This window comes from Bradyrhizobium sp. HKCCYLS3013 (genome assembly GCF_051167615.1).
Classification (GTDB): domain Bacteria; phylum Pseudomonadota; class Alphaproteobacteria; order Rhizobiales; family Xanthobacteraceae; genus Bradyrhizobium.
On sequence record NZ_JBNPTK010000002.1, the window covers coordinates 325,593 to 341,091 of the forward strand.

A 15,499-nucleotide genomic window follows, 5' to 3' on the forward strand; every position below is an offset into this window, starting at 1 on the left:
TAGCGGACGGCGACGAGCGAATGGTCCGCCATTCCACGTCCGCCGCTCACTACTCGCCACTCGCGCCCGAGGCACAATGTTCGACAAGATCCTCATCGCCAATCGCGGCGAAATCGCCCTTCGCATCCTCAGGGCCTGCAAGGAGCTCGGCATCTCCACCGTCGCGGTGCATTCCACCGCCGACGCCGATGCGATGCATGTCCGTCTCGCCGATGAAAGCGTCTGCATCGGGCCGCCGCCGTCGAAGGACAGCTATCTCAACATCCCCGCCCTGCTCGCCGCCTGTGAAATCACCGGCGCCGACGCCGTGCATCCCGGCTACGGCTTCCTGTCGGAGAACGCGCGCTTCGCCGAGATTCTTGCGGACCACAATCTGCATTTCATCGGGCCGAAGGCGGAGCACATCCGCCTGATGGGCGACAAGATCGAGGCCAAGAAGACGGCCAAGCGGTTGGGTATTCCGGTGGTGCCCGGCTCCGACGGTGCGGTGACGCCCGACCAGGACGCGATGGCGATCGCCAAGGAGATCGGCTTCCCGGTGCTGGTCAAGGCCGCCGCCGGCGGCGGCGGCCGCGGCATGAAGGTCGCCCACACCGAGGCCGATCTGCAGCTGGCGCTGACCACAGCGGCCAACGAGGCGAGATCGGCGTTCGGCGACGCCTCGGTCTATCTGGAGAAGTATCTGCAGAAGCCGCGCCACATCGAGATCCAGGTGCTCGGCGACGGCCGCGGCGGCGCCATCCATCTCGGCGAGCGCGACTGCTCGCTGCAGCGCCGCCACCAGAAGGTCTGGGAGGAAGGCCCCTCCCCGGTGCTCGATGCGGCCGCGCGCGCCAAGATCGGCAATACCGTCGCCAAGGCGATGCAGGAGCTGAAATATATCGGCGTCGGCACCATCGAATTCCTCTACGAGGACGGCGAGTTCTATTTCATCGAAATGAACACGCGCATCCAGGTCGAGCATCCCGTCACCGAGATGATCACCGGGATCGACCTCGTGCTGGAGCAGATCCGCATCGCCGCCGGCGGCGACCTGCCGATGAGCCAGGACCAGGTCGTCATCAACGGCCACTCGATCGAGTGCCGCGTCAACGCAGAGAACCCGGTCAGCTTCCGGCCCTCGCCCGGCAAGATCCAGCAGTACCATCCGCCCGGCGGCCTCGGGGTCCGCATCGATTCCGCCGTCTACCAGGGCTATGTGATCCCGCCCTATTACGACTCGCTGGTCGGCAAGCTCATCGTCCACGGCAAGAGCCGGGTCGAGTGCCTGATGCGGCTGCGGCGCGCGCTGGACGAGATGGTGGTCGACGGCATCGAGACCACGCTGCCGCTGTTCCGCGCCCTGGTCCGCGAGCCCGCGATCATCGACGGCGACTATCACATCCACTGGCTCGAGCAGTATCTGGCCGGCCAGAAGACCGACTGAGCGGCCGCATTCAGAAAACTGTCATCCGAAGCGGAACCATCCGGCCGCAGCCGCGTTCTGGTGGGTCGGATCAGTTCCGCCAGGGGGCAGTGATTTTCAACGACGTGCGAGTATGCGGTGGCGCCTGAGGTGAGACGAAGGCGCACGCTGGGACAGGTCCTGCTGCTGTCAGCGGGCTTCCTCGTGCTTGTCGCGGTCAGCACGGCGTCGGTTCTGCTGGTCAACAAGGCCCGCAGCGACAGCGCCTGGGTGGTGCACACCGTCGAGGCCGAGAACCAGATCAACGCCCTGCTGCTCGAGGTGCGGCGCGCCGAGAGCGCAGCGCGGGCCTACCTTCTCACCCAGGGACAGGAGTTCCTCAGCGACCACGAGGCGGCCGTGGCGGCGATCGGGCCGGTGCTCGAGAAGCTCCATGGGCTGGTGGCGGACAACCCCGCCCAGGTTGAAAATCTCGCCGCGCTGCGCAGCGTGATCGAGACCCGGCTGTCGCAATTCGACCGCGAAAAGCTGCTGGTCGCGCGCGGCGACCTCGCCGCCGCGATCGCCCTGGTCCGCGACGCGGGCTCGACCAGCAGCAGCAAGACCATGCGCGACACCGCCGAGGCGATGCGTCTCGAGGAGGAGCGGCTGCTGGCGCTGCGGACCGCCAATGCCGATGCCAGCCAGCGGCTCGCCGCCATCGTCACCATCACCGGCTCGGCGCTGGTCGTCGTGCTCGCCATCATCTCGGTGCTGCTGGTGCGCCGCTCGACCCGCGCGCGCGACGATGCCGAGGCACAGCTGCGCGAGAGCAATCTCAATCTGGAAGCCACCGTCGACGAGCGCACCGCCGATCTGCGCGAGGCCAATGAGGAGATCCAGCGCTTCGCCTATATCGTGAGCCACGACCTGCGCTCGCCGCTGGTCAACATCATGGGCTTCACCAGCGAGCTCGACGAACTGCGCAACGATATCTTCCGGCGCATCGCGACGCTGGCGCGGGCGGCCTCCGACGCGCCGCCGCCGGCGGAAGGCACCGAGCCCGAGCTCGAAGGCGCCGACCAGCAGCTGTCGGAGGATTTCACCGAGGCGCTCGGCTTCATCAAATCCTCGATCGCCAAGATGGACCGGCTGATCTCGGCCATCCTCAACCTGACCCGCGAGGGCCGCCGCGAGTTCGTGCCGGTGCGGGTCGATACGCGCGAGCTGATCGAGGGCATCGTCTCGACCCTGGCGCATCAGGCGGCCGAAACCGACACCACCATCCGCGTGGAACCGCTGCCGGCCATCGTCAGCGACCGCCTGGCGCTGGAGCAGATCTTCTCCAACCTGATCGACAACGCCATCAAATATCTCAAGCCGGGCGTTCCCGGCGACATCGCCATTCGCGCCCGCACCAAGCTCGGTTTCGCCATCTTCGAGATCACGGACAACGGCCGGGGGATTGATCCCCGGGATCATCAACGTATCTTTGATCTGTTCCGCCGCGCCGGGACCCAGGACCGTCCGGGTCAGGGGATTGGATTGGCGCATGTCCGCGCGCTGGTGCGCCGGCTCGGCGGAACCATGTCGGTCGCGTCGGAGCTCGACCAGGGCAGCACGTTCACCATCACGCTCCCGATCAACTGGAACGCCTCAAACCGGAATTCAGACCGATGACCATGCCCGTGACGATCATCATGATCGAGGACGACGAAGGCCACGCCCGCCTGATCGAGCGCAACATCCGCCGGTCCGGCGTCAACAACGAGATCAAGCCGTTCACCAATGGTACAGATGCCGTGAAGTATCTGCTGGGTGCTGACGGCACCGGCCTCGATCACAAGGGGCACGCATTGCTGATCCTGCTCGACCTGAACCTGCCGGACATGACCGGCATCGACATCCTGAAGATGGTCAAGCAGAACAGCTTCCTGAAGAGCGCGCCCGTGGTCATCCTCACCACGACCGACGACTCGCAGGAGATCAAGCGGTGCTACGAACTCGGCTGCAACGTCTACATCACCAAGCCGGTCAACTACGAAAGCTTCGCCAACGCCATTCGCCAACTCGGCCTGTTCTTCTCCGTCATCCAGGTTCCGCCCGCCGCATGAGCTCCGCCGCCCCCACGCTGCTCTACATTGACGACGACGCGGCGCTGGCGCGGCTGGTGGAGCGCGGGCTCAAGCGCCTGGGCTTCACGGTGGAACACGCGAGCGACGGCAGCGCAGGCTTGCAGCGGCTGGAGCGCGGCGGCATCGACGTCGTGGCGCTCGACCAGTACATGCCAGGCTTCGACGGGCTCGAGACGCTGGAGCGCATCATGGCGCTGCCCGAACCACCGCCGGTGGTGTTCGTCACCGCCTCGCAGGATTCCAAGATCGCGGTCACGGCCCTGAAGGCGGGCGCGGCCGACTACCTCGTCAAGGACGTGCAGGGCGAGTTCATCCCGCTGCTGCAGGTCGCAGCCGAAGGCGCGGTGCGGCAGGCACGGCTGCAGAAGGCGCGCGACGAGGCCGAGGCCGAGGTGCGGGCGTCACGCGACCGCTACGCGGCGCTGGCGGCCGAGCGCGAGGTCCTGCTGCGCGAGGTCAATCACCGCGTCGGCAATTCGCTCCAGATCATCGCCTCGCTGCTGCATCTTCAGGCCAACTCCAGCAATCAGGACGACGTCAAGGCGGCGCTGACCAACGCCATGGGCCGCGTCGCCGCCGTGGCACAGGTGCATCGCCGCCTCTACACGTCCCAAGACCTCAAGAGCGTGCTGCTCAACCAGTACCTGGATTCGCTGCTCGACGACCTCCGCCGCTCGGCCGAGGGCAACCGGATGTCGCGGCTGACCCTGAAGGCGGAGCCGGTCGAGATCGACCCGGATCGCGCGGTCGCGATCGGCATCGTCGTCAACGAGCTGGTCATGAACGCGGTCAAATACGCCTATCCCGACGGCCCTGGCCCGATCCATGTCGAGCTGAAGCTCGCGGGTGAGGACATCATGCTGTCGATCGCCGACAACGGGGTCGGCCTCAACGCGACCAGCGACCCGCGCTCGACCGGCATGGGCCAGCGCATCGTCAGCGCCATGGCGACCAAGCTCGATGCCAGCGTCGGCCCGGACCCGAACCATGCCGGCACCAAGATCGTCGTCCGATTCCGCTTCGAAAAGCATGCTCCCAAGCCCGCTTCTGCCGCGGTCGGTTGAGCTAGCGCGGACGGAACGCGACCATCGCGCGGCCGACGTCGGCCTGCTATGCTGATCTCATGAATACGCGCGACTCCGCAGCGTCAGAGATCACGCCCGAGGTCCTGCTGCGTGCCTATGCCTGCGGCATCTTCCCGATGGCCGAAAGCGCCGACGACCCGACCTTGTTCTGGGTCGAGCCGGAGCTGCGCGGCGTCATTCCGCTCGACGGCTTTCGCGTCGCCTCGCGCCTGGCGCGCACGGTCCGGTCGGATGCCTTCACCGTGACGGTGAACCAGGCCTTCAAGGCGGTGATGGATGGCTGCGCCGCGCCGCAGCCCGGCCGCGAGGACACCTGGATCAACAAGCGCATCCGCGAGCTCTATAGCGGCCTCCACGCGCTCGGCCATTGCCACAGCGTCGAATGCTGGCAGGATGGCGAGCTGGTCGGCGGCCTCTACGGCGTCAGCCTGGGCCGCGCCTTCTTCGGCGAGAGCATGTTTCACCGCACCCGCGACGCCTCGAAGGTCGCGCTGGTGCATCTCGTCGCGCGGCTGATCGCCGGCGGCTTCGAGCTGCTCGACACCCAATACGTCACCGAGCACCTCAAGACCTTCGGCGCCCTCGAGATCCCGCGCCGGCGCTACACCGTGCTGCTCGAAAAGGCCCTGAGGGGGCCGGCCGCCAATTTCGCCAGGCTGGCGGTTGATCGGCCGATCTCAGGCGCCGAGGCACTCGCGATCATCGCCGCGCGCGGCTGAGCGCCGGTTATCTGAACACTCCGCCGAACGGTCCGCCCGCCTGGGGCGGCGGCGGTGGTGGCGGCACCTGCTGGGTCTGATACTGCTGCGGCGGCGGTGGCGACCTGGGCGCCGCCTGCCGCTGCTGCGGCGGACGCTTTTGCGCAGGCTGCGGCGCCGCGGCCGGCTTCTGATCCGGCGCGGCGCTGACGACCGTGGTCTGCGGCTCTTTGCAGTCGACCAGCCAGATGTCGTAGATCGGGTGCTCGACGCCGTGCAGGCCGGGGCTGGCCGCGAACATCCAGCCCGAGAAGATGCGCTTCACCTCGCCCTGCAAGGTGATCTCGTCGACCTCCACGAATGCGTCGGTGTTGGCGGCCTCGGTGGCCGGCCGCGTGTAGCAGGCATCGGTTTTCACCCGCAGGGCGCCGAACTGCACGGTCTCGCCGATTTCCTCGTCGAAATTGATGATGCGGCCGGTGATCTTGTCGAGCCCGGAGAAGCTCGCCTTCTTGTTGACGATCTTCTGCGCCGGCGGTTCGGTCACGACCTCGTCGCCCGGCTGGATGGTGGCCGGGGTTTGCGGTACCGCGCCGTTCGGCGGGATCGCCGCATTCTGGGGTGCGCCGCGTGGCGGCGCCTGCCGCTGACCGGGCGCAGCCCCCGGCTGGCCGGGCGGCGGCACGGCCGCGACCGGAGGATTGTTCTGTGGCAGGATCGTCGTTCCCGGCGGCGGCGCCAGCGGCTGGGATTGGACCGGACCCGGCAGGGCGGCGCCCTGCCCTGGCGGCGGCCGGGTCGGCGCCGGCAGCACCCGGCCCTGCGGCAGCTCGGGGATCTCCTCCTCTTCCTCGGGAGGCGGAATCGGCTCGCCACGGCGCGGAATGTTGCCCGGCGGGCGCGGAACCGGATCGGAGAAAATGGTACCGATCTGCGCGCGCGCCGGCACGGACAGCGTGAGGGATGTGGCGGCCAGCAATGCCGCGATACCGGTCAGGACGATTGTTCGGTGCATCTCGCGCGGCTTTATCAGGCGAATCGGGGTTCGGGACAATCAAATCGCGTCATGACCCATCCGCCGCTCTCGATCAGCCCTCCCGTTAACATGCCGAATACGGCGGGGAAAGGGCGAGCTGCCAGCACGCCGCGTGCTGGTCAGCCGGTTCATCCAATGAGATAGTCGTGATCAAGAGCCGGACGGAACCGGCGTCAAAGGGAAGGAAACCGATGTCTGATTCGATCCGTCTCGACGGCCGGGTGGCCGTCGTTACCGGCGCGGCCGGCGTCATCGGCGCCGCGACCATGCGGCTGCTGGCCGCGCGGGGCGCCCGCATCGTCGCCGTCGACCGGCGCGAGGCCGATCTCGCCGCCGCGACGGCCGGCCTGCCCGCAAGCGCCGAGACCTTCGCCGTGGCCGCCGACGTCACCGACGAGGACCAGGTCGCGGCCTATGTCCGACAGGCCTGCAATCGGTTCGGCACCATCGACGTGTTCTTCAACAATGCCGGCATCGAAGGCGAGATCAAGCCGATCACGGCGTATCCGCTGGAGGCGTTCCGCCGCGTGCTCGACGTCAACGTGGTCGGGGTCTTTCTCGGCCTCAAGCACGTGCTGCCGGTGATGCTGAAGCAGAACCGCGGCTCGATCATCAACACCGCCTCGATCGCCGGCCTGATCGGCTCGCCACAGATCGCGGTCTACAGCGCCAGCAAGCACGCGGTGATCGGCCTGACCAAGAGCGCATCGTGGGAATGCACCGGCACCAATGTGCGCGTGAACTGCATCTGCCCCGGGCTGATCGAGAGCCGCATGCTGAGCGCGATCATCGAAGGGCGCAGCGGCGCTCCCGTGCCGGCCGACAAGGTCGTCGACCGCGTCCCCGCGCGCCGGCTCGGCCAGGGCGCGGAGGTCGCCGCGATCGTCGCCTTCCTCGCCTCCGATGATGCGAGCTACGTCTCCGGCGCAGCCTACACCGTCGATGGCGGCCGCACCGCCGCCTGACGTCCCTTCCACTCGACCGTCTTTTCAACCCGACAGGTTTTTGCAATGCCCGTGCAACTCGATGCCGATGCCGCTGCCGTCTACAAGGCATTTCAGGAGGCCGGTCGGCCGGCCTATGAGACGCTGACACCGCTGGAGGCGCGGGACTACTACCTGGCCGCGCGCGTCGTCAGCAATCCCGAGCCGCCCGAGCTTGCGGAGGTCAAGGACCTCGCCATCCCTGCCCCGCATGGCGCAATCCCGGCCCGGCTCTATCGGCCAAAAACGGTGCGGCAGACCAACGGTCTTGCGCCGGGATTGGTGTTCTATCACGGCGGCGGCTGGGTGATCGGAAATCTGGACTCGCACGACGTGGTCTGCCGCGCGCTGGCGCACGAAGGCGAACTGATCGTGATCTCTGTCGATTACCGCCTCGCGCCCGAGCACAAGTTTCCGGCCGCGGTCGACGACGCCGCCGCGGCCATACGATGGATCGCCGACAATGCCGCCGCGCTCGGCATCGATGCAGCCAGGCTCAGCGTCGGCGGCGATTCCGCCGGCGGCAATCTCGCCGCCGTCGTCGCGCTCTCGGCGCGTGACGGCAAGGGCCCGAAGCTCTCAGGCCAGGTGCTGATCTATCCGGCCACCGACTTTTCGATGAGCCATCCCTCGCACAGCGAGCCCGAGACCAGCGTGCTGCTGACGCATTCGGTGATCCGCTGGTTTCGCGACCATTATCTCAACAGTGCCGCCGACATCCATGATTGGCGGGCCTCGCCGGCAAAGGCGGAAACCCTGGTCGGGCTCCCGCCGGCTTATGTGCTCACCGCAGGCGCCGATCCGCTGCGCGACGAAGGCGACGATTACGCGCGGCGCTTGCGCGAGGCCGGCGTGCCGGTGACCTATCGGACGCATCCCGGCCAGTTCCACGGCTTCTTCACCATGGGCAAGCTGCTCGACCAGGCCAATGTCGCGGCGCGCGACATCGGCGTCTGGCTGAAGCAGCTCGATCGGCCCGGCGGCATCTGAGCGTTACCGCGCTGAGCTCGGAACACAACGACCCGCGAGTTCGCGGGTCGCGCTCACATGCGGTCGAAGTCGTCTCGTGTGAGATCGGCTTGCTCGCGCTCGAGCAACAGCTACATCCCGTGCAAACCAGCCGGGACGACTGGACAGCCACATCTCATTCCTCGCAGCAGGAGACTCGCGCATGAAGACCGTGAACCTCGCCGACAAGCTGAGCCAATTCTCAGGCCATTGGGACCCGCACGTGGTCGCGGACTACAACGACAATGACGTGATGGTCGTGAAGTTCATGGGAGAATTCCCGTTCCACAAGCATGACACGACGGATGACTTCTTCCTCGTCCTGGAAGGCGAGATGGAAATGGATATCGAAGGTCAGCCCTCGCGAACGGTGAAGGCCGGCGAGTTGTTCGTTGTTCCCAGAGGCGTCGTCCATCGGCCGCGCGCGGCCAAAGAGGTCAAGGTGCTCCTGATCGAACCCAAGGGCGAACCGAACTCAGGCGACTCCGACCGGGTGCCCGCGCCCAAGCCGCGCATCTGACTCGCCGAAAGACGTCAGAGCTTCGGGACCCCGCGAGTTTGAGATATCATTCGGAGCGGACAGGTGAGCAGGATGAACATGGAGCCAACTCTGGAGATTGCGCTGGCTTGGTTCAAGCCCGAGGAGTGGGATGATATCAGGCGTATCTGCCCAGATCTGCACGATACCTACGAAGAATGGCTGACCAGCGTTCAGGAGGTCATCGACACGATCGGCGATCGTCCAGACCAGCGTGTCGTGAAGGTGATCCTGACCGCCGCCGAGCTTCGGACATGGCAGCGTGCGACCGGACGCAAAGTCGATGGCAGGGTTCGCTCCCAGCTTGCCGCCAAGCGCGCGAGCAGGATCCGCAACGAGTCCCCACAGCCGTCTCCCGAGCCTCGTTCTGGCTCAGACGGCAGTCGCTGACGCTTGTCGCTCAGTACGCTCAGGCAGGCCAGGGCCAGTTCTGAGGGCGCAACGGCCGCCCATGCAGCTGACGAAGCAGAGCATCGCCGAAATGTCCGCTGTTTTTGCGCTGCAACCAAGATAGTGTCCCGTCGCCCGCAAGGACGGCCCATGGCCGTCTGGCGAGACCATCCTCCAATAGGATCGCCCCGATGTTCGACCGCTTGACCCACCAACCCGATGACCCCCTGCTCGCTCTGATCGGCATCTTCAAGGCTGATCCGAGAGCGGACAAGGTCGATCTGGGCGTCGGCGTGTATCGTGACGAGGCCGGCCATTCGCCGATCTTCCGCGCTGTGAAAGCTGCCGAGCGCATCATCTGGGAGAGCCAGGACAGCAAAAGCTATGTGGCGCCGGAAGGCGACCAGGCATTCCTCGACCTGCTGTGGTCGATGGTCGGCGGCACGGCCTTGCCGGTCCACGCCGCCGGCGTGCAGACGCCGGGCGGCTCCGGCGCCTTGCGCCTCGCAGCCGATCTGGTTCGCCAGGCCGGCACCGGCAAGATCTGGCTCGGCCTGCCGAGCTGGCCCAACCATGCCGGCATCTTCGCCGCGGCCGGGCTCGAGATCGAGACCTATCCCTACTTCGACGTGCCCTCGCAGACGCTGCAGCTCGACCGCATGCTGGAGGCACTGCAGCGCGCCGCGCCCGGCGACGCCGTCCTGATCCACGCCTCCTGCCACAATCCCACCGGTGCCCCGCTGCGCGCGGAGGATTGGGCGCGCATCACCGCCGTGATCGCCGCGCGCGGGCTCGTGCCGCTGATCGATTCCGCCTACCAGGGATTCGGCGCCGGGCTCGAAGGTGACGCCGCCGGCCTGCGGACGATGATCGCGGCCGTCCCCGAGGCGCTCGTGGCCGTGTCGTGCTCGAAGTCCTTCGGGCTCTATCGTGAGCGCACCGGCGCGCTCTATGCCGTCGCGACGTCGCAGGCAGCCGCCGACACCGCGCGCTCCAATCTCGTCGCGATCGCGCGCACCAGCTACTCGATGCCGCCGGACCATGGTTCGGCGATCGTGAAGACCATTCTCGACAGCTCCGATCTGCGACGCGACTGGAGCGAGGAGCTCGAGTCGATGCGGCTCCGCCTGGCGAGCCTGCGGCGCGGCTTTGCCGAGGCGCTCGGCGGGCGCTGGTCCAACACGATCGCGATCGGCGTCCAGGAAGGCATGTTCTCGCTGCTGCCGGTGACGCCGGCCGAGGTCATGGCCTTGCGCGAAAAGCACGGCGTGTACATGCCGACCTCGGGCCGCATCAACATCGCAGGCCTGAAGCTCGCCGACGTCTCGCGCGTCGCCGGCCTGTTCAAGTCGCTTTGAGCCATCGCCTGCAAGGACCAAGGCCGTGACCGAGATCGTCGCTCAGGAGCGGCACAAGCTCTACGAGGACGCGATGGCGCTGACGCTGGGCACGCTGTTCGTGTCGCTCGGCATGCTCATCTACAGCAAGACGGTGCTGCTGGTCGGCAGCACCGCCGGCCTGTCGCTGCTGTTGAGCTACGTCAGCGGCTATGGCTTCGGCGTCAGCTTCTTCCTGATCAATCTGCCGTTCTATGCGTTGGCCGTCCGGCGCATGGGCTGGCCATTCACGATCCGCACCTTCGTCGCGGTCGGGCTCGTCGCGCTGTTCTCACGGCTGACGGCGTCATGGATCGACATCAGCCATATCGATCCGATCTATGCCACGGTGATCGGCGCCGGCCTGACCGGGACCGGTCTGCTGATGCTGTTCCGGCATCGCACCGGGCTCGGCGGGATCAACATCCTGGCGCTCTATCTGCAGGAGCACTGGAAGATCCGCGCCGGCTATTTCCAGCTCGCCGTCGACTTCCTCATCATGATCGCCGCGTTCTTCGTCATCCCGGTCAACCGTCTGGCGCTGTCGATCCTGGGCATCGTGATCGTCAACGTCATCATCGCGATCAACCACAAGCCCGGGCGCTATATGGCGCTGAGCTGAGCCGCCGGATTTCCAAGCGCAAGGTCGATCGCGCCTAGCCGGCTCGGCCGCGACACGCGCCGGGTGCCGCCTGGGTGCGCTGCACCTTGCCAGACGGCGCATTCCATGGGATGAAAGCTCTGGTATGCCAGCAACCGAAGCAATGGGTTACCGCCTCCGTCCGCCCCTGCGGGGCGCCTGACGGACTCTTCGGTCCGGCTGGATCACCAATAAGAAACGCGAACGCGAAATCTCGAACCGATCTCTGGGGACGACCAAGGCATGGCACGCAACATCCTGATTCTCGGGGCCTCCTACGGCTCCCTCCTCGGCACCAAGCTGCTGATGGCCGGTCACAACGTGACGCTGGTCTGCCGCAAGAAAACGGCGGAGCTGATCAACCGCGACGGCACCGAAGTCCGCATCAAGCTGCGCGACGAGCCGACGCACCGCTCGATCTTCTCGCGCGACCTGCCGGGCAAGCTCGACGCCGCCACGCCGGACAGTGTCGACCTGTCGCGCTACGACCTGGTCGGCCTGGCGATGCAGGAGCCGCAATACACCAACCACACCATCCGCGTGCTTATGGTGAAGATCGCCGAGGCCAGGCTGCCGTGCCTCTCGATCATGAACATGCCGCCGCTGCCCTATCTCAAGCGCATCCCGGCGCTCGCCAATGTCGATCTCGACGAGGCCTACACCAATCCTGCGGTGTGGGAACGCTTCACGCCCGGGCTGGTGACGCTGTGCTCGCCGGATCCCCAGGCCTTCCGTCCGCCGGAGGAAGGCGCGAACGTGCTGCATGTCGGCCTGCCGACCAACTTCAAGGCCGCTGCGTTCGAGGACGAAACGCACAACGCGCTGCTGCGCGAGCTCGAGCGCGACATCGACGCGGTCAGGCTCGACGGCCAGGATGTGCCCGTGAAGCTGAAGGTGTTCGACTCGCTGTTCGTGCCGCTGGCGAAGTGGTCGATGCTGCTGACCGGCAACTACCGCTGCATCACCCGCGGCGAGCCGCAGGCGATCCGCGACGCCGTGCACGGCAACCTCGCCCAGTCGAAATCGATCTACGAGCACGTCGACGCCATCGCGCGCAAGCTCGGCGCCGATCCAAGCGACCAGGTGCCGTTCGAGAAATACGCCAAGGCGGCCGAGAGCCTGCTCAAGCCGTCGTCGGCCGCGCGCGCCGTCGCCGCCGGCGCGCCCTTCATCGAGCGCGTCGACCTTCTGGTGAAGCTGATCTCGCAGCAGCTCGGCATGCCCAACCCCGAGATCGATCAGACAGTGCAGACGGTCGACTTCAAGCTCAACGAGAAGATCGTGGTCGGCGGCTCCAGCGCGCAATGACGCGCGGGCGCCGACATCGTCCGTAACCAGATGTGACTTTGCATGAACGCGCGGCCAACGCATGGTTCGCGCGTTCATTGATTCCCATCGTTCGGAATGAAGATGCCGTCCCTCGGGCCTCTCGCTTTTCCTCTGCAGGCCCTGAGCTGGCTCGGCAATCAGGGCACCCGCGCCATCGTCGCGGTGCTGATCGTGGCAATCGCAGTGCCGCCGCTCGGCGAGCTCACGCGCCCCTACGTCACGCATGCGATCTTCCTGCTGCTCTGCATCTCCTTCATGCGCGTCGACGTCGCGATGCTGACAGCGCATCTGCGCCGGCCTCTGCTGGTGGTGGCCGCGACGGCCTGGACCACGATTGCCGTGCCGGCGCTGGTCGGCGCGATCGCGCGCGTCACGGGCGTCGATGCCGCCGCGCCCGACCTCCATCTCGCGCTGATGCTGCAGGCGACGGCTTCGCCGATGATGGCCTCGCCCGCGCTCGCCGCGCTGATGGGGCTGGATGCGACGCTCGTACTCATCACCTTGGTGACCTCGACCGCGCTGGTGCCGCTGACGGCGCCGCTGTTCGCCTATGTGTTTTTGGGCGAGACATTGTCACTGTCTCCGGCCGCGCTCGGGCTGAAGCTCGCCGCCATCCTTGCGGGCGCGCTGGCTACGGCGGCCGCGATCCGCCTTGCCTTCGGCAGCGACGCGATCCGCCGCCACCGCGCGCCGATCGACGGCTTCAACATCCTCATCCTGTTCGTGTTCGCTTCCGCCATCATGGCGCATTTTCTGGCCGACCTGGCGGCGAGCCCGTTCCGCATGCTGGGACTGGCGCTGCTCGCCTTCGCGGTGTTCTTCCTGCTGCTTGGTACCACGATGCTGCTGTTTCGCGGTGCGGGGCGCGAACGCGCGATGGCGCTCGGCATGATGGTGTCGCTGCGCAACATGGGGCTGATGCTCGCGGCGACCGAGGGCGCGATCCCCGGCACGACCTGGCTGTATTTCGCGATGAGCCAGTTCCCGATTCACCTGGCCCCACAATTGTTGCGGCCGGTCGCCGAGCGCCTGCGCCCGAGGCCGCTTCCATCTGGCGGGACCGATCACGGCTTGATCAGTCCTGCATCGGAATGAGGCAGCGGCGTTTGGCCGAGCCGGCATGACGACGGCCAGCCGCTTACTATCAAGGCCGACATCGTTGTTGCTGGCGTGCATGGCCGGCGCTACGCTCCGCGCCTGTTGGTGCAGGAGGATGATGTGACCACGTCAGACGATCAGAAAATTTCGGAAGACCGCCGCGAAGCGCTGCGCTACGCGCTCGCCATCGGCTCCGGTGCCGCGCTCGCGTCCGCCATGACGGCGACGCCCGCCTCGGCGCAAGCGGCCGACAACACGCTCGACCGCGTCCGCGCCAACAAGGTGCTGCGCATCGCCGTGCTGCCGGGCGAGCTGCCCTATTTCAACAAGGATCTGGCCACCGGCACCTGGTCGGGCTTCTCGATCGAGATGGCCAACGACATCGCCAAGCTGCTCGACGTCAAGCTCGAATATGTCGAGTCGACCTACGGCAATTCGGTGCTCGACCTGCAGGCCGGCAAGATCGATCTCGGCTTCGCGCTCAACCCGACGCCGCAGCGCGCGCTGGTCATCGACTTCTGCGGGACGGTGTTTCCGCATCCGTTCGGCGCGATGCTGAAGAAGGGCATGGAAGCCAAGACCTGGGCCGACATCAACAAGCCGGACGTGAAGATCGCCGTCGACGTCGGCTCGGCCAACGAGGCGGTGGCCCGGCGCTTTGCGCCCAACGCCACGATCAAGTCGCTGAAGTCGCGCGACGAGGTGATGCTGGAGATGGCGTCGGGCCGCGTCGACGTCGTCGTCAACGCACTGATCCTGGGCCTCACCGCGATCGCCAAGAACCCTAACCTCGGCACCTACAAGATCCTGCAGTCGCCGTCGGTCGCCATCCCGTCCAGCATGGGCGTGCGCCGCGAGGCCGACAAACGCTGGCGCGACTTCCTCGCGGTGTGGATCGACTACAATCGCGGCATCGGCCAGATGCGGGAATGGTTCGTCAAGGGCCTGGGGCTCGCCGGCGTCAAGGCCGACGACGTGCCGGTCGAGGTGAATATCTAAGCGAAGCGGCGCTCTCTCCGCCGTCATTGCGAGGAGCGCAGCGACGAAGCAATCCAGGGCTATACGTGCCGCCCTGGATTGCTTCGCTGCGCTCGCAATGACGGCGAGAATGTTGCTACGCCGAGTCTCTCACGCCTTGTCGTACGTCATGCCGCGCTCGAACCGGCGGCCCAGCAGGGTGGCCGGAAACAGGATCGCGAAGTAGATCAGCGCGATGATGGTGTAGACCTCGAGCGGCCGGTAGGTGTCGGCATTGATCAAGGTTGCGTTGTAGACGAGATCCGGCACCGCGATCACCGACACCAGCGAGGTGTTCTTCAACTGCGTCACCGACTGGTTGACGTAGGGCGCGAGCATCGGCTTCAAGGCCTGCGGCAGGATCACGAGCCGCATCATCCGCCACGGACGCAGACCGAGCGCGCGCGCCGCATCCCACTGCCCGCGCGGCACGCTCTCGATGCTGCCGCGTACGATCTCGGCATAGAACGCCCCGGCATAGAGCGACAGCACGGTGACCGCGGCGACATGCGCCGGAATGTTGACGCCGATCACGACCGGGAAGGCGTAGTAGAACCAGATGATCTGCACCAGCAGCGGGGTGCAGCGGAACAGCTCGATATAGCCGATCAGCAGCCAGTCGATGACGACCGGACGGCGCAGCCTGACGATGCCGACGACGAGTCCGATCACCGAGCCGAGCAGGATGGTGCCGAGCGTGTAGGCCATGGTCCAGCCGAGCCCCACCCAGAACAGATGGCTGTACTTGGCGAGGATGGCGAAATCCCAGGTGTAGTTCATCG

General features: G+C 66.5%; 16 protein-coding genes. 14 read left to right on the forward strand and 2 right to left on the reverse strand.

The features are described 5' to 3' along the window. Positions 1 to 76 precede the first annotated feature (76 nt). From accC to aat, 5 genes are all read left to right on the forward strand, one after another. Positions 77 to 1,426 carry an acetyl-CoA carboxylase biotin carboxylase subunit gene (gene accC / locus ACQR1F_RS05565; protein WP_315800165.1) on the forward strand — a complete coding sequence of 450 codons (1,350 nt, stop codon included), beginning with the start codon at positions 77 to 79 and terminating at the stop codon, positions 1,424 to 1,426. A gap of 117 nt (positions 1,427 to 1,543) precedes the next feature. Continuing rightward, the gene (locus tag ACQR1F_RS05570; protein WP_434912646.1) at positions 1,544 to 3,064 is read left to right on the forward strand and encodes a sensor histidine kinase; all 1,521 of its coding nucleotides are present in this window, start codon (positions 1,544 to 1,546) and stop codon (positions 3,062 to 3,064) included. After that, positions 3,061 to 3,498 (forward strand): response regulator, encoded by a 438-nt coding sequence (locus ACQR1F_RS05575; protein WP_172109443.1) that lies wholly within the window; start codon positions 3,061 to 3,063, stop codon positions 3,496 to 3,498. Before ACQR1F_RS05570 ends, ACQR1F_RS05575 begins: the two co-directional genes overlap by 4 nt. After that, complete coding sequence (locus ACQR1F_RS05580) at positions 3,495 to 4,583, forward strand: sensor histidine kinase (protein WP_315800167.1); 1,089 nt, start codon at positions 3,495 to 3,497, stop codon at positions 4,581 to 4,583. The genes ACQR1F_RS05575 and ACQR1F_RS05580 overlap by 4 nt, the downstream gene beginning before the upstream one ends. A 59-nt stretch (positions 4,584 to 4,642) precedes the next feature. After that, positions 4,643 to 5,323, forward strand: a complete 681-nt coding sequence (gene aat / locus ACQR1F_RS05585; protein WP_315800168.1) for a leucyl/phenylalanyl-tRNA--protein transferase — start codon at positions 4,643 to 4,645, stop codon at positions 5,321 to 5,323. Between the two features lie 7 nt (positions 5,324 to 5,330). On the opposite strand, the gene ACQR1F_RS05590 is transcribed toward aat, so the two are convergent. Continuing rightward, positions 5,331 to 6,317, reverse strand: a complete 987-nt coding sequence (locus ACQR1F_RS05590) for a DUF2155 domain-containing protein (protein WP_315800169.1) — start codon at positions 6,315 to 6,317, stop codon at positions 5,331 to 5,333. Between the two features lie 212 nt (positions 6,318 to 6,529). Between ACQR1F_RS05590 and ACQR1F_RS05595 the strand changes: the two genes are divergently transcribed. The 9 genes from ACQR1F_RS05595 (at position 6,530) to ACQR1F_RS05635 (ending at position 14,699) form a co-directional block, all read left to right on the forward strand. Next, positions 6,530 to 7,303, forward strand: coding sequence for an SDR family NAD(P)-dependent oxidoreductase (locus ACQR1F_RS05595; protein WP_316180775.1), 774 nt, complete (start codon positions 6,530 to 6,532; stop codon positions 7,301 to 7,303). Between the two features lie 45 nt (positions 7,304 to 7,348). Continuing rightward, positions 7,349 to 8,311: an alpha/beta hydrolase gene (locus ACQR1F_RS05600; RefSeq protein WP_434912647.1), complete on the forward strand. Its 963-nt coding sequence runs from the start codon at positions 7,349 to 7,351 to the stop codon at positions 8,309 to 8,311. Positions 8,312 to 8,492: 181 nt separating this feature from the next. Continuing rightward, entirely contained in the window at positions 8,493 to 8,849 is a 357-nt protein-coding gene (locus ACQR1F_RS05605; RefSeq protein WP_315800172.1) for a cupin domain-containing protein, read from the forward strand. Positions 8,850 to 8,921: 72 nt separating this feature from the next. Continuing rightward, on the forward strand, positions 8,922 to 9,257 hold the full coding sequence (locus ACQR1F_RS05610; protein WP_315800173.1) for a hypothetical protein: 336 nt from the start codon (positions 8,922 to 8,924) through the stop codon (positions 9,255 to 9,257). Positions 9,258 to 9,448: 191 nt separating this feature from the next. Further along, on the forward strand, positions 9,449 to 10,615 hold the full coding sequence (locus tag ACQR1F_RS05615) for an amino acid aminotransferase (protein ID WP_316180780.1): 1,167 nt from the start codon (positions 9,449 to 9,451) through the stop codon (positions 10,613 to 10,615). A gap of 25 nt (positions 10,616 to 10,640) precedes the next feature. Next, the gene (locus ACQR1F_RS05620; RefSeq protein ID WP_316215707.1) at positions 10,641 to 11,255 is read left to right on the forward strand and encodes a YitT family protein; all 615 of its coding nucleotides are present in this window, start codon (positions 10,641 to 10,643) and stop codon (positions 11,253 to 11,255) included. Positions 11,256 to 11,516: 261 nt separating this feature from the next. Then, positions 11,517 to 12,581 carry a ketopantoate reductase family protein gene (locus ACQR1F_RS05625; protein WP_315800176.1) on the forward strand — a complete coding sequence of 355 codons (1,065 nt, stop codon included), beginning with the start codon at positions 11,517 to 11,519 and terminating at the stop codon, positions 12,579 to 12,581. A 102-nt stretch (positions 12,582 to 12,683) separates the two neighbouring features. Beyond that, positions 12,684 to 13,697 (forward strand): Na+-dependent transporter, encoded by a 1,014-nt coding sequence (locus ACQR1F_RS05630; protein ID WP_434912648.1) that lies wholly within the window; start codon positions 12,684 to 12,686, stop codon positions 13,695 to 13,697. A 123-nt stretch (positions 13,698 to 13,820) separates the two neighbouring features. Then, entirely contained in the window at positions 13,821 to 14,699 is an 879-nt protein-coding gene (locus ACQR1F_RS05635; RefSeq protein ID WP_434912649.1) for a transporter substrate-binding domain-containing protein, read from the forward strand. Between the two features lie 129 nt (positions 14,700 to 14,828). Here the strand turns inward: ACQR1F_RS05635 and ACQR1F_RS05640 are convergent, their stop codons facing one another. Then, a complete protein-coding gene (locus ACQR1F_RS05640; RefSeq protein ID WP_315780581.1) occupies positions 14,829 to 15,497 on the reverse strand; it encodes an amino acid ABC transporter permease in 669 nt (222 codons plus the stop codon). Positions 15,498 to 15,499 lie beyond the last annotated feature (2 nt).